The 24,269-nt window shown below is 48.4% G+C and carries 21 protein-coding genes; 12 read left to right on the forward strand and 9 right to left on the reverse strand.

Features of this window, described 5'->3' with window-relative positions; translation table 11 throughout:
• Positions 1-260 precede the first annotated feature (260 nt).
• From T3H97_RS08240 to T3H97_RS08250, 3 genes are all read left to right on the forward strand, one after another.
• Positions 261-3,032: a bifunctional glycosyltransferase/class I SAM-dependent methyltransferase gene (locus T3H97_RS08240; protein WP_328802235.1), complete on the forward strand. Its 2,772-nt coding sequence runs from the start codon at positions 261-263 to the stop codon at positions 3,030-3,032.
• Positions 3,033-3,057: 25 nt separating this feature from the next.
• A complete protein-coding gene (locus tag T3H97_RS08245) occupies positions 3,058-3,720 on the forward strand; it encodes a class I SAM-dependent methyltransferase (RefSeq protein WP_328802236.1) in 663 nt (220 codons plus the stop codon).
• Positions 3,721-3,804: 84 nt separating this feature from the next.
• Positions 3,805-4,506, forward strand: coding sequence for an HAD family hydrolase (locus T3H97_RS08250; protein WP_328802237.1), 702 nt, complete (start codon positions 3,805-3,807; stop codon positions 4,504-4,506).
• 106 nt (positions 4,507-4,612) lie between these two features.
• On the opposite strand, the gene T3H97_RS08255 is transcribed toward T3H97_RS08250, so the two are convergent.
• The 6 genes from T3H97_RS08255 to T3H97_RS08280 are packed head-to-tail and all read right to left on the reverse strand — an operon-like array spanning position 4,613 to position 11,374.
• Positions 4,613-5,803 carry a YheC/YheD family endospore coat-associated protein gene (locus tag T3H97_RS08255; protein ID WP_328802238.1) on the reverse strand — a complete coding sequence of 397 codons (1,191 nt, stop codon included), beginning with the start codon at positions 5,801-5,803 and terminating at the stop codon, positions 4,613-4,615.
• Entirely contained in the window at positions 5,785-6,300 is a 516-nt protein-coding gene (locus tag T3H97_RS08260; protein ID WP_061831701.1) for a GNAT family protein, read from the reverse strand. Before T3H97_RS08260 ends, T3H97_RS08255 begins: the two co-directional genes overlap by 19 nt.
• Positions 6,301-6,316: 16 nt before the next feature.
• Complete coding sequence (locus T3H97_RS08265; protein ID WP_165175997.1) at positions 6,317-7,426, reverse strand: YheC/YheD family endospore coat-associated protein; 1,110 nt, start codon at positions 7,424-7,426, stop codon at positions 6,317-6,319.
• Positions 7,423-8,793 carry a YheC/YheD family endospore coat-associated protein gene (locus T3H97_RS08270; protein ID WP_250244345.1) on the reverse strand — a complete coding sequence of 457 codons (1,371 nt, stop codon included), beginning with the start codon at positions 8,791-8,793 and terminating at the stop codon, positions 7,423-7,425. Before T3H97_RS08270 ends, T3H97_RS08265 begins: the two co-directional genes overlap by 4 nt.
• Positions 8,794-8,805: 12 nt before the next feature.
• The gene (locus tag T3H97_RS08275) at positions 8,806-9,960 is read right to left on the reverse strand and encodes a YheC/YheD family endospore coat-associated protein (RefSeq protein WP_328802239.1); all 1,155 of its coding nucleotides are present in this window, start codon (positions 9,958-9,960) and stop codon (positions 8,806-8,808) included.
• 43 nt (positions 9,961-10,003) lie between these two features.
• Positions 10,004-11,374: a YheC/YheD family endospore coat-associated protein gene (locus T3H97_RS08280; protein ID WP_272640324.1), complete on the reverse strand. Its 1,371-nt coding sequence runs from the start codon at positions 11,372-11,374 to the stop codon at positions 10,004-10,006.
• A 162-nt stretch (positions 11,375-11,536) separates the two neighbouring features.
• Here T3H97_RS08280 and T3H97_RS08285 point away from each other — a divergent pair, with 162 nt between their 5' ends.
• From T3H97_RS08285 to T3H97_RS08295, 3 genes are all read left to right on the forward strand, one after another.
• Complete coding sequence (locus T3H97_RS08285) at positions 11,537-11,881, forward strand: YlbF/YmcA family competence regulator (protein ID WP_025685398.1); 345 nt, start codon at positions 11,537-11,539, stop codon at positions 11,879-11,881.
• Between the two features lie 72 nt (positions 11,882-11,953).
• Positions 11,954-12,238 (forward strand): hypothetical protein, encoded by a 285-nt coding sequence (locus T3H97_RS08290; RefSeq protein WP_272640325.1) that lies wholly within the window; start codon positions 11,954-11,956, stop codon positions 12,236-12,238.
• A gap of 199 nt (positions 12,239-12,437) precedes the next feature.
• A complete protein-coding gene (locus T3H97_RS08295; RefSeq protein ID WP_328802804.1) occupies positions 12,438-13,772 on the forward strand; it encodes a DRTGG domain-containing protein in 1,335 nt (444 codons plus the stop codon).
• Positions 13,773-13,816: 44 nt separating this feature from the next.
• Here the strand turns inward: T3H97_RS08295 and T3H97_RS08300 are convergent, their stop codons facing one another.
• The gene (locus T3H97_RS08300) at positions 13,817-14,314 is read right to left on the reverse strand and encodes a sporulation membrane protein YtrI (protein WP_061831708.1); all 498 of its coding nucleotides are present in this window, start codon (positions 14,312-14,314) and stop codon (positions 13,817-13,819) included.
• Positions 14,315-14,326: 12 nt separating this feature from the next.
• Positions 14,327-14,656: a YtrH family sporulation protein gene (locus tag T3H97_RS08305; RefSeq protein ID WP_013309582.1), complete on the reverse strand. Its 330-nt coding sequence runs from the start codon at positions 14,654-14,656 to the stop codon at positions 14,327-14,329.
• A gap of 137 nt (positions 14,657-14,793) precedes the next feature.
• Here T3H97_RS08305 and T3H97_RS08310 point away from each other — a divergent pair, with 137 nt between their 5' ends.
• The 6 genes from T3H97_RS08310 (at position 14,794) to pyk (ending at position 23,092) form a co-directional block, all read left to right on the forward strand.
• Positions 14,794-18,471, forward strand: coding sequence for a DNA polymerase III subunit alpha (locus tag T3H97_RS08310; protein ID WP_328802240.1), 3,678 nt, complete (start codon positions 14,794-14,796; stop codon positions 18,469-18,471).
• A 167-nt stretch (positions 18,472-18,638) separates the two neighbouring features.
• Positions 18,639-19,136: a phosphatidylglycerophosphatase A family protein gene (locus tag T3H97_RS08315; RefSeq protein WP_023987905.1), complete on the forward strand. Its 498-nt coding sequence runs from the start codon at positions 18,639-18,641 to the stop codon at positions 19,134-19,136.
• 153 nt (positions 19,137-19,289) lie between these two features.
• The gene (locus tag T3H97_RS08320; RefSeq protein WP_013309585.1) at positions 19,290-19,478 is read left to right on the forward strand and encodes a hypothetical protein; all 189 of its coding nucleotides are present in this window, start codon (positions 19,290-19,292) and stop codon (positions 19,476-19,478) included.
• A gap of 180 nt (positions 19,479-19,658) precedes the next feature.
• A complete protein-coding gene (gene accD, locus T3H97_RS08325; protein ID WP_013309586.1) occupies positions 19,659-20,552 on the forward strand; it encodes an acetyl-CoA carboxylase, carboxyltransferase subunit beta in 894 nt (297 codons plus the stop codon).
• Positions 20,553-21,536: an acetyl-CoA carboxylase carboxyltransferase subunit alpha gene (locus T3H97_RS08330; RefSeq protein ID WP_328802241.1), complete on the forward strand. Its 984-nt coding sequence runs from the start codon at positions 20,553-20,555 to the stop codon at positions 21,534-21,536.
• A gap of 125 nt (positions 21,537-21,661) precedes the next feature.
• Positions 21,662-23,092 (forward strand): pyruvate kinase, encoded by a 1,431-nt coding sequence (gene pyk, locus T3H97_RS08335; RefSeq protein ID WP_103048104.1) that lies wholly within the window; start codon positions 21,662-21,664, stop codon positions 23,090-23,092.
• A 100-nt stretch (positions 23,093-23,192) separates the two neighbouring features.
• Here pyk and T3H97_RS08340 read toward each other — a convergent pair whose 3' ends face one another.
• Complete coding sequence (locus tag T3H97_RS08340; RefSeq protein ID WP_328802242.1) at positions 23,193-24,089, reverse strand: LysR family transcriptional regulator; 897 nt, start codon at positions 24,087-24,089, stop codon at positions 23,193-23,195.
• Between the last annotated feature and the right edge of the window lie 180 nt (positions 24,090-24,269).

Genomic DNA, 24,269 nt, shown 5'->3' on the forward strand with positions numbered 1-24,269 from the left:
TGCGAAATTCGAAATTTTCAAGTGCAATCGGGAAATAAAATTGATGGTTAAATGTAGTTAGAAAACCGGTAAACAGAAAAAAGGCAGTTAACTGGATGGTAAAATTGTATTTTGTATGGATGTCATTTTCATTGATATTTCCAGGTGCAAGTCCATTCATACCACGCTCACTCCCATATCGCTTGGTCGCAATTATGGTATGCCTTAGGACATGGAGGGAGAACGGTTATGAGGCTTCAACCTGATGGAGGCGTTGAATCATGCGTATACTAATCGGTAGCCCGGTGCACCAGAAACCGGAAATATTGTCTTTATTTCTTCAAGCTTTGGAGCGACTGGAGGCACCTGACGTGCTGCCCGATTATTTATTTGTCGATGATAATGACAATCCGACTTCAAGCCAATGGCTTGCCGATTTTTCCAATCGGCTGCCGGGCAGGGTTTTGCCCTTGTTGACAGGCTCACAGCAAGTGGAGAACCGAAGTGATGAGCACACTCATTATTGGCCGCCTGCCCTCGTCTGGAAAGTGGCTGGCTTTAAAAATCGTCTTATTGATTATGCACTTCAGCATAATTATGACGCGCTGTTTTTGGTCGATTCAGACCTGATTCTCCATTCCCGTACCTTATGTAAGCTGGTGGAGGCGGAGAAGGATATTGTATCTGAGATTTTCTGGACACGCTGGCAGCCGGAGGGGCCTTTATTGCCTCAGGTGTGGGTTAGTGATGAATATAATTTGTTCCATCGTGAAGAAGGCGAAGTGTTGTCGGCAGAGGAGCGAGCGCAACGCGAGTTACATTTCATACACCAATTGCATGTTCCTGGTTTGTACGAGGTGGGTGGTCTAGGCGCTTGCACCCTAATCCGCAGACGTGCACTAGAAGCAGGGATTCACTTTGGTAAAATCAAAAACGTTTCCTATTGGGGAGAAGATCGACATTTCTGTATTCGGGCAGCTGCATTTGGATTTCCACTTTTTGTGGATACACACTATCCGGCGATGCATCTGTACCGGGAAGCGGACAGAATGAAGGCAGAGCAGCTACTATCCGCCCTAAAGTATTTTACAACGAGTGCTGTTCATACGGACCATTCAGAACATTTAGCATGTCTGGATCACTCCGATACTTCTACTAACTCTCCTGCCTTCAATCGTTCTGCATCATCAAGTCCCTCTAAGTTCCCTGAACCTCCTGTTATACCGTATGATCTCCGTGAGTCAGCTGTCTTTGCCAAGTACACTGCAGATTCTTTTGTTCTACCACAAACATTCTCTGGTCCACGACAAAGTGAACTTCATACGCCGCCTGTCTCCAAACCCAAATTGACACTGACCATGACGGTATACAATGAGGCAGATCGCAAGCTCATTGACGTGCTGCGGAGTCATCGGGAATATATTGATGAAGCGGTCATTATTGATGATGGCAGTCAGGATGATAGCGGAGAGTTGTGCCGTGAGATCCTAAAGGGAATCCCATTGCGTTTAATACGTAATGAAACAGCTTCTTTTACCAATGAATTAGAGCTGCGTAAGCAGCAGTGGAGAGAGACGTTGGCTTCTTTTCCAGAATGGATATTAAACATGGACGCTGACGAAATGTTCGAATCCCGTTTTGCTCAAGGGGTACATTCTTTGTTAGCGGGAACGAAAGCCGATACGATTTGTTTCAGGTTGTTTGATATGTGGTCTTCCACGCATTACCGTGATGATGATTATTGGCAGGCTCATCGGTATTACCGTCCTTTTTTGATTCGATATAAGGAAGGGTTCTCTTACAAATGGAAGGAGCAGTCCTTGCACTGTGGGAGATTTCCCGAAAATGTGCTTGACCTTCCCAGTGAAATCAGCAACTACCGCATCCAGCATTGGGGATGGTATACACCTGCTATTCGCATGGCCAAATTTCAGCGTTACCAGTTGCTTGATCCAAGTGCTCGTTATGGCTGGAAAGAGCAATATGAATCTATTTTGGACCCGAATCCCCGACTCACGCTCTGGGTGGATCAGGACAACATAAATGTAGAAAAAGAAACTGCACCAGAATATGAAGCTGCCCACCAGGTGAACGACATGGATGTTGCCGAGATTTCGAGTGTCCAGGTTATTAATGATTCCAATCTGCAAATAAAAGGTGAAACCAAGGACTTACTTTATAGTAAATGCAAACTGTGTGGCTCATCTGACACGGCAGTATTTCATAGCTATGAACGCTTTACCTTGATGGGATGCGGTTCCTGTGGATTGGTTTTTCGTAATGATGTGGATCATATACAGCCGGAGGATATGATTGCAGAGATTTATAATGCCAATTGGGTTGCTATGCGGGATAGTGCAGCAGCGTCAACTTATGGGGATCATGCCCTTTTTGGACTCATGCTGCTGGATATGTTCAGTTCCAGTAAAGGAAAATTGCTTGAGATTGGATCAGGTACCGGAGAATTTATCCATGCTGCCCTTCAAGCCGGCTGGGATGCAGTGGGCATTGAACCCTCCATAGACTCGCGTGCTTACGCAAAACACAAATATGACGTGGATTTATTGCCGGGTTACTGGGGCGATGAAGCAGAAGAAGATTCTCAAACCGAAGAAGCAGAAGAAGATACTGACTTAGCACCGGATCACAAATACGAGGCCGTAGCATGTTGGCATGTGCTGGAGCATATTGCGGACCCTGTTACTTTTTTAACAGATTTACGCGAACAGCTTCAACCTGATGGGACGTTATATATCACGGTGCCCAACAAAAACTCGTTCACCAATGAGGCTTATGGCGTTTACTCGCCTTTATTTACGGAGGAAGATCATTTATATCATTATTCTGAGCATACGCTTGCGCTCTTACTGGCAAAGTCCGGCTTGCGCCCGGTGGCTATGTTCACCCGCCAGCTTCCCTCTGGTTTGGATGCCTTGCTGCAAGCCCATCCTTTGTACGGTGAGCTTACCCTTACGGAGCAAATGGGATTGTTGGCCAAACTTCAAGGCGAGAAACGGGGTCATGAACTGTGCTGTGTCGCAAGAGTAATTTAGCCATCCCCAAAAGGAGGCAGCATCCATGAATATGTCTGATCCGTATCTGTCTCGCTTTTTTGTATATTCTGACCCCAACTCCTCCAACATGATTTACAGACTCCCCCAAAGCTGGTGGAGTCGCCCCTATGAGTATGAGTGGTGTCTCCAATTTATGTCTGGGCAAGATACAGTACTGGACGCAGCATGTGGAATCCCTCATCCATTCAAATTTGAGTTGGCCCGCCGTTGCGCTCAGGTCTATGCCTGCGATATGGATATACGGATCGTTTCCGTGGACGCCATTTTGGCCGAGGTGCGGCGGGATATCGGAGAGGAGGCTGCCGAGCGCATTCAGGAGATTTTACCAGTTCGTCTCCACTCCGCACATGCCAATCTGACGGCTCTACCCTATGAGGATGCCAGTTTTGACAAAATTGTATGTATCTCGGTACTGGAGCATTTAACGCCTGATGAATCTTTGGCAGCCTTACGTGAATTTCACCGGACTTTACGGGATGACGGAATGCTTCTGCTGACGTTTGACTATCCTACAGTGGACTTATCAGCGATGGGGCAATGGATAGAGCAGGCGGGATTTTCGTATTGGAATGGTGTGGATCTCAAGCTTCCACGGGGTGCTTTACACACGGATATGTGGGGCGGTCTGCATTGTTTTAGGACTGTTTTAAAAAAATATAAGAGTTAGCGGTATGCGCAATGAGGTTTACACGGACCTCTCTTATTGCTTATCATGAGAGGGGTTAGAGTTGTAAACCTACATAGGAAAGGAATGACTGATAACTACATGAACAATGCACCTGTGTTGAAGAAACCTGAGGCTATGGTATTTGATATGGACGGTACACTTTTTCAGACGGAGACGCTATTGCTCCCTGCGTACCACAAGCTGTTTGATACGCTGCGCGCCGAAGGGCTTTATGAAGGAGAGACTCCTCCCGAGGAGCTTATTTTGAATAGTTTGGGTATGCTGCTGGATGAAATCTGGAGAAGAGTGATGCCGGAAGCCAGCGAAGCGGCCCACAGAAGAGCGGACGAGCTGCTGCTTCAGCTGGAGCTGGAGGGATTGAAGAACGGAAGTCATGCCCTGTATCCACATGTAAAAGAAACACTCCAATCCCTTCATGAGCAAGGTGTCCGATTGTTCGTAGCCAGTAACGGGCTGGAGGATTATGTAAAGGGGATCGCTGCTGCGTACGAAATGGTTCCCATTTTTGAAGGACTGTACAGCGCTGGGGAGTACAGCACGCTTTCCAAAGTGAATTTGCTGGAAATTCTGTTGAGCAAGCACGATATTTCGAATGTATGGATGGTAGGAGATCGCTCCTCAGATGTGGAAGCAGGCAAAAAGAACGGACAGACGGTGATCGGTTGTGCTTATGCTGGATTTGGTGTGAACGATGAGTTGAAGGGGTCTGATGCGATTATTACGGACTTTACGCAACTGCTTACACTTTATAAAAACGCTGAGTAACTGTGAAACACAGGTTATTGGTTATAAATAGGCTTGACGTACCATATAATTAAAACATGCTGGCACTGTCGGGCAGACGAAAAAGAAAGGAAGGAAGGCAGCCACTTTACGCGGAGCCTTCCTTTGTCTTATTCTCAGTCTTACTCTCTGCTTTATCTTCTGTTTTATCTTCTGTTTTGTAGTCCGTCTGAGGCTTTGGATTAATTTGTGTGTGGTAGACCCACAAGGCATATTCCATGGGCTTGGCGATGGAACGACGATAGGTATCTTTTTCTCCAATACGTGAAAATACCTCGCGTGCTGGCTTCGGGTTGACTTCCAGCACGTATATATGACCGTCCTTATTAATTGCCAAATCGAGCGCAAGCTCGCACAATGCCCCGTAGCTTTCTTCCAGATACGCAGCGATGTCCAGTCCGAGTTTTTCCCCCTGCTTGATGATTTTCTCTCTATGGCCCTCATCACGAATCCATTGCGTCAGCAATTGGTTCATCGGTACCGCCTTGCCTCCACCATGCAGGTTGGAAGTGACACTCCGATGTGCTCCGATTCGCCCGGCGCATCCGGTTAGCTCCCATACTCCTTGGCTATTTTTTTGTACCAGCATACGGTAATCATGGACCCTGCCATTCGGTAACTGCACAGGAATGCCTTCCTGAACAATGTAGTTATCCATGTTCCAGCTGCTCAGACGCGGCTCCAGACGGTCTAGACGTACCCGCTGCTGGGGAATAATATGGCGTTTGCGATTGCGGCCTTCAATCAGATACAGGCCCCCTTGCTTGTTAACAGGTTCAATCCGTAAAATGCCGCGTCCTCCCGTACCATTAATCGGCTTGAGGTACACTAGTGAATTCTGTTTGAGCATCCGTTTTACACTATGAAATCCATTGAACAGCTCTGTTGCAGGCAAATGGGGGCGAAAGGCAGACCTTCTCGCAAGTTGCTGATGAATGACCCACTTGTTACTCAGCGGTCGGTTTAAATATACAAGGTCTGTATACTGCAATCGGAACTGCTTCAACTGACGATATCGCTCACTGCGCTGTACTCGGCAACGGTCGAAAATCATATCTGGGAACTCTCGCCACTTTCGGCTCCATTTTCCGCTGTGTGGATCATAGATTTGGGCAAGGAGCAGCCTTCGATCCTTGTGGACATCTGCAGGAGTGAATACATACATATCTAGTCCCAGTCTTTTCCCTTCTGCAATCATGCGCTCATATATGTCGCGTTCCTCCAATTGCTTCTTGTTGTTCAAATACAAGGTCATGATGCCTAGGACAGGTTTTGGCACAGCATTCCACCTTCCTCTGCCGTCTGCTTATCTTGGGATAACTCCCCGTGAAATATCAGCGTGGGTTTCCCGGTCGGTCCAGTCGTCATTTCATGCGCAACCAGTCCAGCGCGGAAACAGGTTTTGAGACTGGCCATATTGTCGGCGGCTACGCTGCACGTCAGACGGCGCAGCTGTTTGAGCTGGGCGGACAGCAGTCTAGCGCCCAGTCTGCGGCCCCGGTAAAGCGGACGAACAATTACGATGCAAGCATCCTTCCCGTAATTCAGAGCGAGGGAAAATCCCGCAATCCGCAGCCCCTTCTCCGTGCGCACATATGCGCACAGGAGGGAGGAACCAGGGGTGTTCAATTGCTCCGGCGTCAATACAGCCAACTGCCGTAGAGCATTACGAGTAATGCGCATGCCCCCTGAGCTGCGGGCCAGAAACAGTAACTGTCGTCGTCTCAGCAGCCAGCTCCGGGCAGGCAAATGTTGAACATCGCTAATTTGCGGCATGATTCCACTTCCTTGATCATGATTTCATTCGTCCGGCCAAAAAGGAGCTGTACTGGAATATGCGTCTAAGCGACTTTTGGCGGATTTCCGGCTCGTCAAATTTCATCGGTTTGGCATTGGCCTCAAAAAACCAGAGGGTCCCGAGCGTATCCACGCCCAAATCCATGGACATTTCGCCGTGAGAAAGACCGGATGCGCGTTCAATTTGACGTGCAATCTGTATGGCCGTACTTTTAACTTTGTTCAGTAGATCTGTGCTGTCCTCAGGCCCAAACAGTGAGGACAGTAGCTTGAACGGGTCCTCTACACTCCCGCCACGCGGGACATGTGTGGTAATGCTCCCTTTACCCGCCAGTCTGGCACCGACCCCGGTTATACTCCAGGAGCCACGGATATTTTTTTGTACCAGGATACGCAGGTCGAAGGGTTTTTTCTGATAGGTTGCCAGATCGATACCCTGTTGAATGATATAAGGCGAGTTGCCCGCTTCCCGGCGGATACGTCCCCACAGCCGGGATAGCGATACAGATCTGTAGGTTACACTTTTTTTGTCATGCTGAATGGTCAGTCTGTAAGCCATTAGATGCTCTGGGCGGAATTTAAGAATCATAATCCCTTTTCCGGCCTTACCGTTTTCCGGTTTGAGATACAGGTATGGATACGCAGACAGCATTTTTCCTAAGGAAGACAGGTTGCTTAACCGTTTGGTTGCCGGAACAAGCTGACGAGTGGTTTCCGAGGTACGCAACCACTTGAACAGTTCCCATTTGTTAAAAAAGCCTGGATTGTACAGCTCAATGCCTGAGGCATGTGAAATTTCATCCAACTTTGTGCGCACAGAGGTTTTAAGTTCATAATTACGGTTGGGGATGCGATTATAAATGACCTGTGGAGGTGGAAAATTCTGTTCCTCCCACGTCTGTAAGCTCTTGTTGAAAACGTAGCCCTTAACCGTTTCGTCTGCCAGTTTCAGGTCCCTGACGGTAACAATGTATACCTGATAGCCCATTCGTGTTCCCGTTTCAAGAATATCCCTGAAATTGCGCTGATTGCCCTTGAAGAATTGTTCTTCGTCGTGCACTGTCAATACAGCAACGACTGGCTTATGCTCCGCCCGGGTATTCATAGTTCCTCTTTTCTGCGGAATTTACTGAGGTAAAGACAGTGGTCCAAAATATGCTCCACGGATGCTTTACCCTCCGCACGCAACGATGGATGCTGAAAAATGGATCGACCTGGCTTAGAGTTGGCTTCAAACATCCATACCTTTTCATCCTGATCAATGCCCAGATCAAAGCCGATTTCACCCAGTAGATGCTGGTGATGGTGTTCAATAGCTTCTGCGAGCGTAACTGCTACGTTCTTGGCACGTTGAAGCACTTCACCCGCCCGGTCTCCGAATACCCGGTTTAACGCCTGTTCAGGTGTCATAAGGGAGCCGCCGTTTTTGATGTGGGTCGTGACACTGCCACGTCCGGCTTTTTTGGCTCCAATGCCGACGACGACCCACTGGTTATTTCCATTTTTATGCATGTGAAACCGGAAATCAATCGGGCAATTGTCAATCTCGATCAGCTGGATACCCTGTTGAATGACGTAACCCTTTAACATCTGTCCCTGATTGGAGTGAAGCATCCTGAGCATGGAGTTAAAAGAGGTGAATTTTAGCAATACATTGCTATTTTTCTTACGGTATCTCACAAAATAGCCTTGCTTGGGAACATGGGACAGACGGTAGATTCCTTTACCGAGGCTGCCTCCACTTGGCTTGTAATAAGCAAATTGATGTCGCTCCAACATACCTCGGATACGTTCAGAGCTGGGATTCATATATGATTCAGGGACATAGCGGTTAACATCTGGGTTATTCTCCAGCAGATTATAAATATCGGACTTATTGAAAAAGCTCCAGTTAAAAAAGGGAATTCGTCTGCGGGAAAAGCGTTCGCGTAGTTGATTGATCGCTGGGGAAAAATCAGAGCGTCGGCTCGGCAAACGATTATAAATTACGTCCGGCAGAGGTACAAGTTTACGTGTGAATTCCCCGCTGGAAGACAGAAAATAGCCGTTAATCGTATCATTTTGCCAGTTAATATCCCGAGGGGTGAAGGCGAAAATATAAGATTTTTTGCTGCCTTCCTTCAGCAGTTGCTTAATAAAGCCTGTGCGTGATCCGAAAGGGCGAGTGGTGGAGTTGGTACCGTCAGACAGCACGCCAATCAACGGTCCTAGCTGTATATCCCCATCCAGATTTCGCAAATAGATGGACCCGCTTTTGGGAACACGGATTGCATTACGTAAGCCCGAGGTCAAGTATAGATGGCGTCCCGCCTTCTGAATTGGTTTTACTGTAGCGGGAATCTGATCCTTACCGAGCCGCAGACGAACGGACTTGGCTCCGGATAATTTAAGGCTTTTCAACAAGGAAGTGGATATATACGCCACCTTGTCGGGCTGCTGTGAGAAATGCACATTGCAATGCGTTAAACTCATCTGTTTATCCTCCTATACCGTATGTTCAAGGGAGGCGCCCGCGCCCTTTGGCCCTGTCGCTTTGGAATGGGTCATTAAATATCGAGCATATTCGAGCGGGCGGTTGACCGACTGGAAAGCGCACTCTGGCTGACGGGTCTGAAAAAAGGAGGCCCGACCAGGTCGGGAATTAACCTCCAATAGCCAGATGTTCCCGCTCCGGTCAATACCGTAATCAATTCCCAACTCGCCAAGGCGGCCGTAACGTTCCTCCAGCGCCCTGGTAATGGTTAAGGACAGCGCCATCATCTGCCCGATGATGAGACGCGTGGTGTCCGCGCCAAATTGTTCACGAAGGTAAGGCTCAGCCGGGTGGGCTTCGCCCCCACCGTGAAGATTAGAAGTCAGAGTTCCTTGTCTGCCTTCTCTTACGGCAAAGCCCGTCAGGCGCCAATAGCCGTTGCCATCCTTTTGCATGAGTGCGCGAACATCAAAAGGATGATTGTTTTGGCTTGTTAATTTCAAATAAGGCTGCACGATATAAGCGCGTTTGTGTGCAATGCCGTGGATCCATGATAATCCTGCATCCAATTCTGAAAACAAGCGCCGGAACGGGCGGTTACGGGAGTCTCTACCCTGTACAAGTAGTCCCTGGCCTCCTTCTGCCAGCCGGAGATACAGTGTGCTCTTGCCATGTGTTCCGGTCTGTGGCTTCATAAACAGCTCCGAATGGCGTCGTAGCCATTCCACAAGCTGGATCGTGTCCCGGTATGGCGCCGTAGGCGGCACAAAGGGACGCACTTTATCTACCGCATGCAAAGCGCGATACACCTGCCATTTGCCAGGTAAGTTACGCGACCAGTAGATGAGCTTGCGCGACTTTTGCTCCGCCATATCTTCCAGTGTGCGCCTGACGTTCTGGCTCTCGTGAACATGGAGACAGCGGTTATACACAATGTCCGGCAACGGAAAGCGGCCGGATGTCCATACTCCGTTACGGTAAACATAACCTCGTATGGAGTGATCTTCAGGTGAAACTCCTTCGGCGGTAAACGCCATTACGCTAAGACCAGAGCGCCTGCCTAACAGACTTAGCCTGCGGCAAAAATCAGCTTCGGTAATAGGGGGAGTGGCGGCCTGATTCCGGCTAACAAGCACGCCCAGCGTGCCTGGCACAACAAGAGACACCGACAACAGCTCCTTTGGCAGCCAGACTCTGGAAGAGATGAATTCATTTGAAGCCGGCTGAATAACGGCAGTATTCAATCATTTTTTTAACGGACGGGCGAGTTTTCTGATCATTTAACGGCGTGTTGTCATTCTTCGATGGCTTCGAATTGACCTCTAGCAACCAGATGCGTCCCGTACTGTCTATTGCCAGATCAATACCAAATTCCGCGAAATGGGCGGGGATCGCCTTTTCCACTCCGCTTGCGATATCCAGTGCTGCTGTTTTGAGAGAGGTATGCCCATTCGATTTAACAGTTGCGGGCAGTGTGGTTTTGGCCAGTGCTTCCTTGACTGTACTCAGCGTGCCGCCTCTTGCCAGATTGGACACAAAGTGGCTGCCTCCTGCGATCCGGGCGACAATGGATGTTACGGTCCAGGTTCCGGACGCATTTTTCTGTACAAGCGCACGAAAGTCGACCGGACGCTTACCGTGATCAATCAAGGTAAGTCCCTGTTGGAGTTGAAAGCGTGTTGTTTTCATTTTTCCTGATAAGCTTTTGTATAGCTTATCGACGTTGGCATACATTTGCTTACGGGGCGTGCCCGCTGTTGTGGATAACACTGAAAAGGTGCCATCGGTTTGCTTGTTAATGCGCATTATGCCTTTACCTAGGCTTCCGCGCACTGGCTTGAGAAAAACAGCGGGATACTGGTTGCACATTTTTTTGAAAACAGCAAAGGTTTGCAGCAAGTGGGACTCGGGTAAATACTTGCGCAGGGAAGAATTTGATTTAAGCGCATCAAATACTTCATTCTTATCCAGAAACTTTTCGTTAAAAATGGTCGTGCCGTACTGCGATTTTACTTCTTTCATGAAATGCTGTACGCTAGTTCTGTTCTCGAGTTTACGGGAGGTAAGACGGTTATTGACGACATCGCCGGCGGGCATGACCGCCTTTTTCCAGCCTCCGTCATACACCCATCCCTGAACTCGCCCGGGCTGACTCCCGATATGCTCCGGGGTGAAAAAATACACATATGCTCCTTGTCTGCGGCATTCCCCGACTAGTTCACGGCAGAACAGGGTGATCGACCCGAAAGGCTTGTCGGGCTGTTCGGGATAGTCCCGACTGACCAGCACGCTAATAAGTGGGCCCACTCGAAGTGTCCGGCGACCTCGGCTGTAGGTTACTCGCAGATCACAATTGGCATGAAGCCCCATTTTTCGGGCTAGCACGCTTCCCACACGTAGGCCGCTGTAGCGGGGCACCGATATGACGGTAACCTCTTGGCGGAACGAACCGAAGGCGAGCTGAACGGGGTGGCCAGCGGATATTTTCCATTTGCGAAGCAGGGACTCGCCGACCATGAGTACGTCATCCTGCAAGATGCCCGATCCGATGATTTGAATCGTTGTTTTTTTGATGGACATCGTGGATCTCCTTCCGGGCAGCAACTTGATGTCTTGAAAGTAACGGGAAACGTGAATGGGCTGTAATAGCACTGATTCATCATATGAGGACATATATCCCTTGGTGATTGACGGACAATGTGAAATGTTGACACTACACTTGTATTGGAGGAATAAACAATCATGAACATCTATGACAAAGCCCATGATTTAGCGAAAGCATTGAAGGAAAGCAAAGAGGTAGAGGAAATTACGTCAGCGATGAAGCTGATCGAAACCGATCCAGAAGCCAAGAAAATGCTCGACGATTTCCGTGAACGCCAAATGGAAGTACAGCAACGCATGATGAGCGGCGATATGCCAGCACAGGAAGAGATGGAAAAGATGGAGAAGCTGTTTGAGGTACTTAGCTTGAACCTCAACATCCGTCGCCTGTTCGACGCTGAACGTCGCCTGAGCGTGATTATTGAGGACGTTAACAAAATTATTGCAGACAGCCTTCAACATTTGTATGGTTCATCTCTGTAAGTTTGTCTCATATTCCTTCCTGTCCTCTCATAGACTAGATACATAGAGTCACAGGGAGAGGAAGGGATACGATTGGGTTCTTTCAAAAAATGGAAACACGGTTTGTACACACTCATTGCATTGACTATGGTTTTGGTCGCGTTACCACGCATCTCGCTTGCAGGCGGTTTGAACTGGGTCAACGGCTTTGGGATGGTATGGGTACTTTTTGCGCTGCTAGTCATCGGAGCGAACATGCATTTTTTGCTGGGTGTGGATGAGGAAAAGCGCAAAACGCTGGAGCGTGTGCGGCGGGCCAAAATGCAGCAGTGGCAGATGAAATGGGATAAAAAAGCTGACAAAGGCAGCATGCAGTGAGTTTTCTCAGCTTGTCCTAGGCTTGCCTCCCAGATTACAAATCAATCATAGTAAGAAGCGGTCCTTGTAAAAGAGGGGATCGCTTTTTTTGCTATTTGCGAAGCGGAGAACTCAAAATGAACAAGGGTCTAAAATGTAGGGATATTGTGCTATAATAGATACAGAATGATACAGATTGAACGTTGGGGGTGTAACAGAGTTGGACGGGCTAGATGAAACAGTTACGAAGCATGAGCAGCTATTGCGACATATCGAGCAGTTGAAAATAGGCTCCAAAATTTCTGTGCGCAGGTTGGCTAAAGAAATGAGCGTCAGCGAAGGAACGGCCTATCGGGCCGTGAAGGAAGCTGAGAACCTGGGAATTGTCATTACCAAGGAACGAATCGGAACAGTACGAGTGGAGAAGCGCCCTCGCGGCTTGTCCGAACAGCTGACTTTTGCAGATGTCGTGAATATTGTAGAGGGACATGTGCTGGGCGGAAGTGAGGGGCTGGAGAAGCCCTTGCACAAGTATGTGATCGGAGCGATGCGCGAGGAAGCTATGGCCCGTTATATTGACGCAGGTAGTTTGCTGATCGTAGGTAACCGTGAGGATGCGCATTCACTTGCACTGGAGCAGGGGGCAGGTGTGCTGATTACAGGGGGCTTCGGTACGAGCCGAGAGGTTAAGCAGCTCGCAGATCAGATCAGTCTGCCGATCATTTCCTCACGCCATGATACTTTTACAGTGGCATCTATGATTAATAGAGCCATATTTGACCGCTTGATCAAAAAGAAAATTATGCTGATTGAAGACATTGCGGCAGGCAAACCGAAAACGTTGACCTTGAAAATCAACAGCACGCTTACCGAGTTTGAAGAACTTTCGGTGACGACCGGACATCATCATTTTGCAATAGTGGATGAATGGAATCGTTTAATTGGTATCGTCAGCCGCAAAGATGTGGAGGGGCTTCTACCTGAACATACGATGGATAAATGTCTAATCCGCAATCCGATAACGGTCACCTACCAGACCTCGCTGGCTTCAGCCGCGCAAATGATGGCGTGGGAAGGTGTAGATTACTTGCCGGTCGTGGACCGCAACCGCAAGCTGCTCGGGTCCGTTACACGGCGTGAGGTGCTGGAGGCACTGCGTAACGCCCAAAAGCAGCCGCAACTTGGCGAGACGTTCGACCAGCTGATCTGGAACGGGTTTGCCGAGGAGCGTAATGAGGACGGATCGTTATTTTTTCGCGGGTTTATCATTCCGCAAATGGCGACCAATTTAGGTACGATCTCGGAAGGCGTATTGGTCAACGTGATGACACAAGCGGGCTACCGGGCAGCTAGAGACATGAGCGGCAAGGATTATGTGCTGGACAATTTGACGACATATTTTATTAGACCTGTACAGATAGAGGATGCTGTCGTTCTTCGTCCGATGCTACTCGAGATGAGTCGCCGCACCTGCAAGCTAGAAATTGCAATTTCACGGGAAAATCATTTGGTATGCAAAGCAGTGATGACGCTTCAATCCATTGAACATGGTTAGTCTACCTATGGATCGGAGCAGGGTGTGAAGTCGAATAGATCGACTTAGTGGCTTTCAGGGAGTCTTTCTTTTGCTTCCAGCCAAATTTGCAGCACCCCTTCCATTACAAGCATCGTTTTGACCTGGATCGTATACTCCTTGTCACGAACGGTGTATTTTTTTTGGTGCAGCAACATACGTACCAGCTTGCTGTCAGAGTCAATCTCGAACATATCTCTGCCGCGCAGCACCTCCAGATCACGACTGACACGGCGAAGAAGTTCCTTCAGGTTGATAGAATCAATTTTTTCGGCCGAAGCTTCCTCCGCGATCAGCTTGATTTCTTTGACAACGGTTTGGCGCTTGCTGTATTTGCGCAATGTTTTGTTGTCCTCCTCGGCTTGCTGGAGCTGGAATTGAAGATCCTGGTTGTTCGTCCACAGCTGATTGAAGCTGGCATGCCAGATGGCATTGTAGATCATTCCTCCCGTAATCATACCGAGTACAAAGACAGAGGATAATTGCATAAAAGGGCGCAGGCGCTCAAAAGGGGGGACTCTCATAGTCGTTTCACCTCACGGTCTTCCGTTGCCGCATACCCACTTGACCAGCTCTGCACCCATATGAGCGCCTAAAAAGGCGAAAATCAAATACAATATCTGCTTAATGGCAGGTGACAAATTACCATCCAACATATTGCTTTCAATGACCCGGATCGGGTCCATCGTCCCCCCCACAGCGGCAGCAAGCGCCCATATTTTAATTCTTCCGGCAACCTCCAGCATCGTCTGGGTTGGCGGCTGGAGCGATACCACAGCTCCCATTCCGCCGAGCATGGCTCCCCCAAGCACGATGCCGAAGGCAATGAAGAAGTCGAGAATCGCTTTGGATATAAAAGTGCTCATGCTCTTTTCCTCCTTAGGTATACGAATCAGGACCGCGCTTGTCCGCCGAGGTCTGTACTTTTATTCTATGGGCGCTACTAACGCGGATATGATAAAATAGTTTGAAGAAAATCAAGCGGTGAAAGGAAGAGAAGCGCATGAGTTCATTTGTGCATTTGCATGTTCATAGCGAGTACAGCCTGCTGGACGGCGCGGCTCGTACCGCGGAGTTGGTCAAACAGGCGTCAGCTTACGGAATGAAGGCGCTGGCCCTTACAGATCACGGGGTCATGTACGGTGCCATTCCTTTTTATAGAGCGTGTGTAGAGAACGGCATTAAGCCGATTATCGGGTGTGAGGCCTATATGACGGCAGGATCGCGCAAGGAGCGTGGCAGCCGGAAGGATCAGCCCATATATCATTTAATTTTGCTCGCCAAAAATAAAACAGGCTATCAAAATCTGATGAAGTTGTGCTCCATCGGCCATTTGGAGGGCTTTCACTACAAGCCGCGCATCGACATGGAGACTTTGGCTGCCCATCATGAAGGCATCATATGCCTGAGCGCTTGTTTGGGCGGTGAAGTGCCGCAGCATTTACTGCATGGTCGGGAAGCCGAAGCACGACGAGCAGCGGAACGATATCGTAACATTTTTGGCGATGATTTTTATCTGGAACTCCAGGACCATGGTCTTTCGGAGCAAAAACGTGTAAATCCTCTCTTGATCGCACTGGCGAAGGAACTGAATATTCAATTGGTGGCGACGAATGACGTGCATTACTTGACTGAGCCAGATGCGGACGTGCAAGACGTTCTGATCTGTATCGGGACAGGGAAGACAGTTGACGATGAGGAACGCTTGCGTATACCAACACGTCAGTTGTATCTGAAAAGTCAGGAGGATATGGCTCGTTTATTCCCGCATGTGGCAGAAGCCATCGCCAACACGGTGCGTATTGCTGAAAAATGCGAACTAGAGCTGGAATTCGGTCAATCCATTTTGCCTGAATATCGCCCGCTGCCGGAAGGAATGACCTCTTCGTCCTATTTACGCAATCTGTGCGTGCAAGGGCTGGAGCGTCGCTATGGAAGCGATCCCGGATGGGAGCAACCGGAGGAACGGGAAAGGCTGAACCAACGGCTAAACTATGAGTTGAATACCATTGACAGTATGGGTTTCAGCGATTATTTCCTGATTGTATGGGATTTTATTGCCTTCGCACATAAGCATAAGATTGCAACGGGACCGGGGCGGGGTTCCTCAGCAGGCAGTTTGGTTGCCTATGTGCTTAACATCACGAATGTCGATCCGATAAAATACAACCTGCTCTTTGAACGGTTTCTGAATCCCGAACGAATCAGTATGCCGGATATAGATATTGATTTTAGTGATGAACGGCGTGACGAGGTTATCGACTATGTAGTGCAAAAATACGGAAATGAGCATGTAGCGCAAATTATTACCTTTGGAACGCTGGCGGCAAGAGCCGCAGTCCGTGACGTCGGCCGTGCATTGAACGTGCCGTATGGCGAGGTGGACAAGGCAGCCAAGCTGATTCCCGCGCAGCTCGGCATTAATATCCGTCATGCGCTGGAAATCACCCCGGAGCTGAAAACGCTATATGAAACGAAGCCCAAGACACGTGAACTGCTGGATATGGCGATCAAGGTTGAAGGAATGCCTCGTCATGCTTCGACACATGCAGCAGGTGTTGTCATTTCGCGGACTCCATTGACCGATGCAGTTCCGCTTCAAGAGGGGAGCGAAGGGGTACCTTTGACGCAGTACTCGATGGAAAATCTAGAGCGCATTGGTTTGCTCAAAATGGATTTCCTTGGGCTGCGTACGCTCTCTATTATTGAACGGTGCATACACTGGATTGCGGAAGAGCATGGAGAAACGCCTGATTTTAGTCGTATTCCCGATAACGATCCGCATACCTATGACTTGCTGGGCAAAGGAGATACAGGAGGCGTATTCCAGCTGGAGTCGGCCGGTGTACGCCGGGTACTCAAGGATTTGAAGCCGAGTGTATTCGAGGATATCATTTCTGTCCTGGCTTTGTATCGTCCGGGCCCGATGGGCTTTATTCCTAACTTTATACAGGCCAAGCATGGTCAGATTGAGATTTCTTATCCGCATCCTGACCTGGAACCGATCTTAAAGGATACGTACGGCATTATTGTGTATCAGGAGCAAATCATGCAGATTGCTTCGCGCATGGCGGGCTTTTCCCTGGGAGAAGCCGATCTGTTGCGTCGGGCTGTGTCCAAGAAAAAGCGCGAAGTGCTGGATCTGGAGCGCGGACATTTTGTCGAAGGCAGTATCAAGCAGGGATACACGGAGGAGGAGGCCGGAAGGGTTTACGATATGATTGTCCGTTTTGCTGACTACGGCTTCCCGCGTGCCCATGCAGCTGCTTATGGTGTGCTAGCATTTCAAACGGCTTATCTAAAGGCCCATTATCCGGTACAATTTATGGCTTCAATGCTGACAGCGGTGATGGGAAGTCATCGGAAAGTGGCTGAATATGTCGTCGAATGCCGTCGTATGGATATCGCAGTGTTGCCGCCTGATGTGAATGAGAGCGGGGTGTTGTTTACTCCGTTACAGCAGGGAGGCATCCGCTTCGGCCTAGCAGCGATTAAAAATGTCGGCACACAGGCGATGGAGAGCATTCTCGCTGTTCGCAAGGAACGGCCTTTCGACAGCCTACTCGATTTTTGTCGACGTGTCGATTTGCGGGTATGTAATAAGAGAGTGATTGAATCGCTTATTCAGGCAGGAGCCTTTGATTCTTTAACGGGTCATCGGGCACAATTGCTTGCCATGCTGGATGAAACGGTGGATGCAGCCGTCAAGTGGCGCAAGGAACGGGATGACTTGCAAATTGATATGTTTGGTTTTGTGGAAATGCCCAATTGGGATATCGAATATCCCAATGTACCCAAATTCAGTGCCAGCCAGCAGTTAGAGCTGGAACGCGAACTGCTGGGACTGTATTTATCCGGGCACCCGTTGGATGATTTTGAGTCGCTGCTGGAAAACAGCGAGGCGGATCGTTTGATGGAGCTGGGCGATGTGCCAGATGAAACGGTTGTTGTGACCGCAGGCATGGTAGTGTCACTTAAAACGATTACGACCAAGCAGGGTAAGGCCATGGCCTTCATTGAGCTGGAGGATCAGATTGAGCGGTGTGAGGTTGTACTGTTTCCTGAGGTATGGAAGCGAAGCCAGCAGTGGATTGAAAAGGGAGCTTTGCTTACACTTCGAGCCAAGATGCAGCAGCAGGACGAGCACTTCAAGCTCCTTGCGGATGAGACCGCCCCGCTGGCGGAAGACTCGCTGGCACGACTCCTTCAGCGCCGACGTGCCAGTACGCGCTCGTCCGCCGCAGCTGGAACATCCGTGCCAGCTGCTGGCTCTGCTGCTGGCAGCCCGGGCGGGAGAGCGTCGCGCGTGTCGCCACCGCCTACGGCAGCCAATGCATCTGCTTCGCCTCAACCGAAGGCGTCCCGTCCCGTGATGGCTGCTTCACCGCTCGGAGCCGAAGCGGCTCGCGGTGGGCAGGTGCCAGTCCCGCGCAGCTCGGAGCCGACCACTCGTCAGCGGGTGTTTGTCAAAATCACCCGCCAGGCCGAGGAGGACGCCAGCTTGCTGGTCAGTCTCAAGGCACTGCTACAGGAGCATCCCGGTGTTATGCCTACCGTACTTTTTTATGAGAGCAACCAGCGTCTGCTTGCGTTGAGCGATGCTTACAACATTAAGCCCTCTCCTCAGCTTTTGGATCAAATGGAGTCGATGTTGGGTGAAGGTACGGTGAAAGTCAAATGATAGGCACACAACAAACCGCCCTTATTGTAACGGTTTAATGAACATTTTCCTTCCCTCCCGCATACACTTGGAAAACTGGCGGAACAGGAGATTCAACACGTACCCTGCACCATAAGGTCCCGTACGGTGAAAGAATAGAACTGCACGGTGAAAGCGGGAGGGAAATTATGTCCTATGAATATGCAGAAACTTTGTTAAATCGCAGAGGCATTCGTATCGAGTCCATTGCGGACATTGTTTTTCAGCTTCAGCTAAAATATTATCCTCATTTGACGATGGAAGAATGTATAGACAGTGTCAAAGCGGTTTTGCAAAAGCGCGAGGTTCAATATACGTTGCTCACAGGTATTGCGCTCGATGAGCTGGCCGAAAAAAAACTTCTCCCCCAGCCATTGCAAGCCATTATGGAGGCTGACGAACCGCTGTACGGAGTGGACGAGACACTGGCTCTTGGAATTACGAGTGTGTACGGCATGATCGGCTTAACCAGTTTTGGTTATCTGGATAAGGAAAAGACGGGGATTATTGAACAGCTGAACCAAAAAGGCAGTGGTATTCATGTGTTTTTAGACGATCTTGTCGCCGGACTAGCTGCCGCTGCTTCTTCGCGCATTGCACATCGGAGCCTCCATGCCAAGCATTATCCTGCATCATTGGACGCTTAATTGACCTGTGTAGACAGAGTTGATGATTTTCTAGGCCCTCCGACGGAACTTGAATGATCAGGAGGGCTTTTGTTGCGGGAAAAAAGTAAGGTATGTTATCATGAGTCTATTATATGGGCTCAAAACTTGAGGCTTAGGGGGTAGAAACAAGGCATGTGGACGGTGATTTATATTGCACCGACGGCCAGACTGGCTGACATGATTAAGCTCAAACTGTCTGAAGAAGGTTTTATGGTGCAGGCCCGGGCCATCAGCGCGTCCAAGCAACAGTTTGAGATACTTGTGCCTTCGGGTGAAGTCGAAGAAATACAGGAAGTGCTTAATTCGATTTTGCGCCCTTGAGTCCGGAACGGCGGAAGTGATACAGCAGCATGAATGGAACAAAGGATGCACGATCGGCGGTAATGTTTTAGTAACAGGCGTTGACGTGTGTATGAACATAATGCTTAAAGGTGCCGCATAGACGGCAGAGGACCTTGTATCGGTTACGGCTGACAAATAAACGGCTGGAGAGGTGTAGTTGTGTTTAAAGATTTATTCCAAAAGAAGCGTAAATACGCGACCATCCCTTCGGAACGGGCGCTGAGCGGCGATCAAGCGGACATGCCGGATCGTCCCAAACGGGAAATTCCCGAAGGTCTTATGACCAAATGTGGCAAGTGTGGAAGTATTCAATACAGCAAGGAATTAGAGAAGAATTTGAAAGTGTGTCCGGTGTGCGGATACCATATGCGTTTGAATGCAATGGATCGCATTCGCATGGTGCTCGACGAAGACACGTTTACGGAATATGATGCCGATATGATTTCGGTTGACCCGCTGGACTTTCCGGGATATGCGAGCAAGCTGGAGCAACAGACCCTGAAATCTGGCTTGCGAGAGGCTGTCGTTACGGGCGACGGCCTTATTTATGGACATCCTGTTGTCGTTGCTGTGATGAGCTTTGACTTTTTTACTGGCAGTATGGGTTCGGTCGTAGGAGAGAAAATTACCCGCGCCATTGAGCAAGCAATAGACAAGCGTCTGCCGCTAATTATTTTCTCAACTTCTGGCGGGGCACGTATGCAGGAAAGTATTTTAAGCTTGATGCAGATGGCCAAAACAAGTGCTGCTCTTGCTCGTCTGGATGAGCAGGGCTTGCTGTATATTTCTGTTATTACCGACCCGACTACAGGTGGAGTGTCCGCCAGCTTTGCTACGCTTGGAGATATTAATATCGCAGAGCCAGGAGCTGTATTCGGTTTTGCAGGGCGTATTGTAATTGAACAGACGATCAGACAGAAGCTGCCGGATGATTTTCAAACTTCCGAATTTAATTTGCAGCACGGACAATTGGATATGGTTGTACATCGCAAGGAACTGCGCGATACCCTCGGGCAACTGCTTGATCTGCACAGTGTGAAAGGGGTGGAATAGATGGCTGGTGAATTGCCTTATGAAAAGCCCCTGGTCGAGATGCGACAGAAGATCGAAGAACTCAAGCAATTCGGACAGGATAAGCAAATTGATTTTACAGATGAAATCAACCGCCTCGAGGAACGTTATCTCGAGATGGAAGAAGAAATATATTCGAACATTACAGCACCACAAAAAATGCATCTGGCCCGTCATCATCAAAGACCAACATCTCTTGATCTGATTGAGCAGGTGTTTACGGACTTTATTGAATTACACGGCGACCGCTTGTTTGGAGACGATCTGGCGGTTGTGGGCGGAATTGCCAAGCTAAATGGTATTCCGGTGACCGTCATTGGTCAACAGCGTGGTAAGGATACGAAAGATAACATTGCACGTTTCTTTGGCAGTGCTCATCCGGAAGGATTTCGTAAAGGCTTGCGTCTGATGCAGCAGGCTGAGAAATTTAAACGCCCTATTATTACATTTATTGATACGAAGGGCGCTTATCCGGGTAATACAGCAGAGGAGAGAGGTCAATCGGAAGCAATTGCTCGCAACTTGCGGGAGATGGCAAAGCTTTCGGTGCCTGTTATTTGTGTGGTCATCGGCGAGGGTGGAAGCGGCGGTGCGCTTGCGTTTGCAGTCGGTAACCGTGTGCTGATGCTGGAACATGCCATTTATTCGGCCATTTCTCCAAACGGTGCAGCTTCGATTCTATGGAAAGATGCTTCCAAGGCCGATCAGGCAGCTGAAGCCATGAAGATTACGGCTAATGACCTCCTGCGCATGGAAATTATCGAGGATATTGTGCCGGAGCCGAAAGGGGGCGCGCATCGTAACTATGAAGTGACCGCTGCCGCAATCAAGGAGCTATTGGAACGTCATTTGGCAGACCTTACGAATATGAGCTGCGATGAATTGAGGGAAGATCGGTATCAAAAATTTCGAAAAATAGGTCAATACACCTTCTTGAAGCCTTCGGAATCTGGGCCTATGTTGTAATACGCTGTAAACGGGTAACAATAAATATGACGAACTTCCTATACAAATAGGAAAAAGTGTAGTAGATTTAATTGTTGGAAAAAGATATAAAGAGTAGCACCTTTGAAAACGGAGGAAAAACCCAAATGCGCAAAACTAAGATTGTATGTACCATCGGTCCTTCCAGTGAGTCATTGGAAAATGTGAAGAAACTGATTTTGGCTGGTATGAACGTAGCCCGCCTGAATTTCTCTCACGGTGATTTCGAGGAGCATGGCAACCGGATTAAAAACATCCGTCAAGCTTGTAAGGAGCTTAACAAAAACGTTGCTATTTTGCTCGATACGAAGGGGCCGGAAATCCGGACAGGAAAGCTCGAAGTTGAACCTATTGAGCTTGTTCAGGACGAGTTCATTACGCTGACAACGGAAGAAATTCTCGGTACGCAAGATCGTATTTCCATTACGTACAAGGATCTTCCCTCGGACGTGGAGCCCGGCTCCACCATTCTGATCGACGATGGTCTGATCGGACTCACCGTTATTGAAGTATCAGGCACTGAAATCAAATGCCGCATTGTTAATGGCGGAACGATCAAAAGCAAGAAGGGCGTTAACGTTCCAGGCGTTGCTATTTCTTTGCCTGGTATTACGGAAAAAGATGCTAATGATATCATTTTCGGTATTGAGCAGGACATTGATTTCATCGCGGCTTCTTTTGTTCGTAAAGCAAGTGATGTACTGGAAATTCGTGAATTGCTGGCGAAACACAACGCCAGTCATATTCAAATCATTTCAAAAATCGAAAATCAGCAAGGTGTGGACAACCTGGACGAAATTTTGGAAGCTTCGGATGGCCTGATGGTTGCCCGTGGTGACCTTGGTGTGGAAATTCCTGCTGAAGAAGTGCCTCTGGCGCAGAAATTGATGATTAACAAATGTAATGTATCTGGCAAGCCTGTTATTACGGCAACACAAATGCTGGATTCCATGCAACGTAACCCGCGTCCGACTCGTGCGGAAGCAAGTGACGTGGCGAATGCTATTTTTGACGGAACAGACGCAATTATGCTGTCCGGCGAAACAGCTGCGGGTAAATATCCGGTAGAATCCGTATTGACGATGTCACGTATTGCAGAAAAAGCTGAGTCCTCTCTGAACTACCGTGATTTGTTCAAGAAACAAAGAACGGCTCAAGAAATTAGTATTACAGAAGCAATCAGCCAATCTGTTTCTATTTCTGCACTTGACCTGCATGCCAAAGCGATCCTGACGTCCACACAAAGCGGAACAACGGCGCGTATGATTTCTAAATACCGTCCTGAAGCTCCGATTGTTGCTGTGACAACACAGGAAAGAACAGTTCGCCGTTTGGCTCTGATCTGGGGCGTACATGCAGTACAAGGCAGACCAATCGTTGACACAACAGATAGTCTGTTTGACAACGCACTGGAAGGCGGTCGCAAATCTGGCCTCGTTAAAGAGGGCGATTTGGTTGTGATTACTGCGGGCGTACCTCTTGGTGATTCCGGTTCTACGAACCTGATCAAAATTAGCTGCGTTCCAGCACAAGCGTAATTAAAGTCTCCATGAAATAATACCGAGGCTGTATGTATCGTTATAACAAGCAAAAGAGCATTCAAGTCAATAAGACTTGGATGCTCTTTTTTTATGTTCTCTAGCTTTTCATTTCCAGTCCTTCTCGTCGTATGAAATCAAGAAATGCCTGTTGTATCAAGTTCATATGTGTATCTTGTTGATACACGATGTTTATTTGATAATGGCTCCTTTTGTTATCAGCCTCGGGATAAGGAAGCCATTCCACCGAGGGAGCAGCATTGTCATTATTATCGACTCCGCTTGCAGGAAAGAAGGCAAGCGCTTCTCCGCCGCTTACGACTTGCTTTACCGCTTCCCAAGAGTTGATTTCCAGATGAGGCTTAACTAGCGAGGAATACTGATCTACAACTGATGAACCGCTATATTTTACCCATGTGTGCTTGTCCAGCATATCGGGTCCATCGACCTCCTCTAATTTGGATGCAGGTGCAAGTGCAGATGCAGAACGGATAACTCCTACTTGATCTGAAGCCACTGGCTCTGCCACCGTATACTCTGGAAGAGAATCTCTATCGTCGAGAAAAGCAAAATCAATTTCCCCCTGTTTCAGTAGCTGCTTAATTGCATCCGGGGATTGAATCTCCAACTGAATACGACAATCTGGATATCGTTGAGCAAACTTAGCCATCAAAGTGGGGAGGAGATACGTACCTGATATCGACTCTGCACTCAGATGTAATTGCGCCTGTGACTCTTCTGTCAGTTCATCTACAGCTTGTCTAGCTTCTTGCTCCAGAGAGATGATCTGCTTTGCGTAAGGTAATAATTTTTTTCCAGCTTCCGTTAGCATAATCCTGCCTTGTTGAAGAGAGAATAGGGAAATACCCATTTCCTTTTCCAAGCTTTTCATATGAAAGCTGACGGTAGGTTGTTTGACTTGCAAAGCTTCGGCCACATCCGTCGCCTTATGGAATTTGTCGATCAGCATCAAAATACGCAATTTTAGAATATTCATGGAATCCAACAGTTCTCCTTATATGTCATTCATATGTGAATTTCAAACTATAGATTAATTATATACCGAAAAATAATTTATCTATCAATATTTTATATTTGTTTTACAAAACCACGTCGTTCGTCTAACATTCCAGGCCTACAATGTAAAAGTGTTGATGGTCATAAATAAAAAACCGTC

This window comes from Paenibacillus sp. LX16, from assembly GCF_036252815.1.
Lineage (GTDB): Bacteria > Bacillota > Bacilli > Paenibacillales > Paenibacillaceae > Paenibacillus > Paenibacillus polymyxa_B.

Excerpts from the sequence above, each read along its gene's own strand:
- T3H97_RS08240 (WP_328802235.1), top strand. The coding sequence starts at position 261 with ATGCGTATACTAATCGGTAGCCCGGTGCACCAGAAACCGGAAATATTG.
- T3H97_RS08245 (WP_328802236.1), top strand. The coding sequence starts at position 3,058 with ATGAATATGTCTGATCCGTATCTGTCTCGCTTTTTTGTATATTCTGAC.
- T3H97_RS08250 (WP_328802237.1), top strand. The coding sequence starts at position 3,805 with ATGACTGATAACTACATGAACAATGCACCTGTGTTGAAGAAACCTGAG.
- T3H97_RS08260 (WP_061831701.1), bottom strand. The coding sequence starts at position 6,300 with ATGCCGCAAATTAGCGATGTTCAACATTTGCCTGCCCGGAGCTGGCTG.
- T3H97_RS08265 (WP_165175997.1), bottom strand. The coding sequence starts at position 7,426 with ATGAATACCCGGGCGGAGCATAAGCCAGTCGTTGCTGTATTGACAGTG.
- T3H97_RS08270 (WP_250244345.1), bottom strand. The coding sequence starts at position 8,793 with ATGAGTTTAACGCATTGCAATGTGCATTTCTCACAGCAGCCCGACAAG.
- T3H97_RS08280 (WP_272640324.1), bottom strand. The coding sequence starts at position 11,374 with ATGTCCATCAAAAAAACAACGATTCAAATCATCGGATCGGGCATCTTG.
- T3H97_RS08285 (WP_025685398.1), top strand. The coding sequence starts at position 11,537 with ATGAACATCTATGACAAAGCCCATGATTTAGCGAAAGCATTGAAGGAA.
- T3H97_RS08300 (WP_061831708.1), bottom strand. The coding sequence starts at position 14,314 with ATGAGAGTCCCCCCTTTTGAGCGCCTGCGCCCTTTTATGCAATTATCC.
- T3H97_RS08305 (WP_013309582.1), bottom strand. The coding sequence starts at position 14,656 with ATGAGCACTTTTATATCCAAAGCGATTCTCGACTTCTTCATTGCCTTC.
- T3H97_RS08310 (WP_328802240.1), top strand. The coding sequence starts at position 14,794 with ATGAGTTCATTTGTGCATTTGCATGTTCATAGCGAGTACAGCCTGCTG.
- T3H97_RS08315 (WP_023987905.1), top strand. The coding sequence starts at position 18,639 with ATGTCCTATGAATATGCAGAAACTTTGTTAAATCGCAGAGGCATTCGT.
- T3H97_RS08320 (WP_013309585.1), top strand. The coding sequence starts at position 19,290 with ATGTGGACGGTGATTTATATTGCACCGACGGCCAGACTGGCTGACATG.
- T3H97_RS08330 (WP_328802241.1), top strand. The coding sequence starts at position 20,553 with ATGGCTGGTGAATTGCCTTATGAAAAGCCCCTGGTCGAGATGCGACAG.
- pyk (WP_103048104.1), top strand. The coding sequence starts at position 21,662 with ATGCGCAAAACTAAGATTGTATGTACCATCGGTCCTTCCAGTGAGTCA.
- T3H97_RS08340 (WP_328802242.1), bottom strand. The coding sequence starts at position 24,089 with ATGAATATTCTAAAATTGCGTATTTTGATGCTGATCGACAAATTCCAT.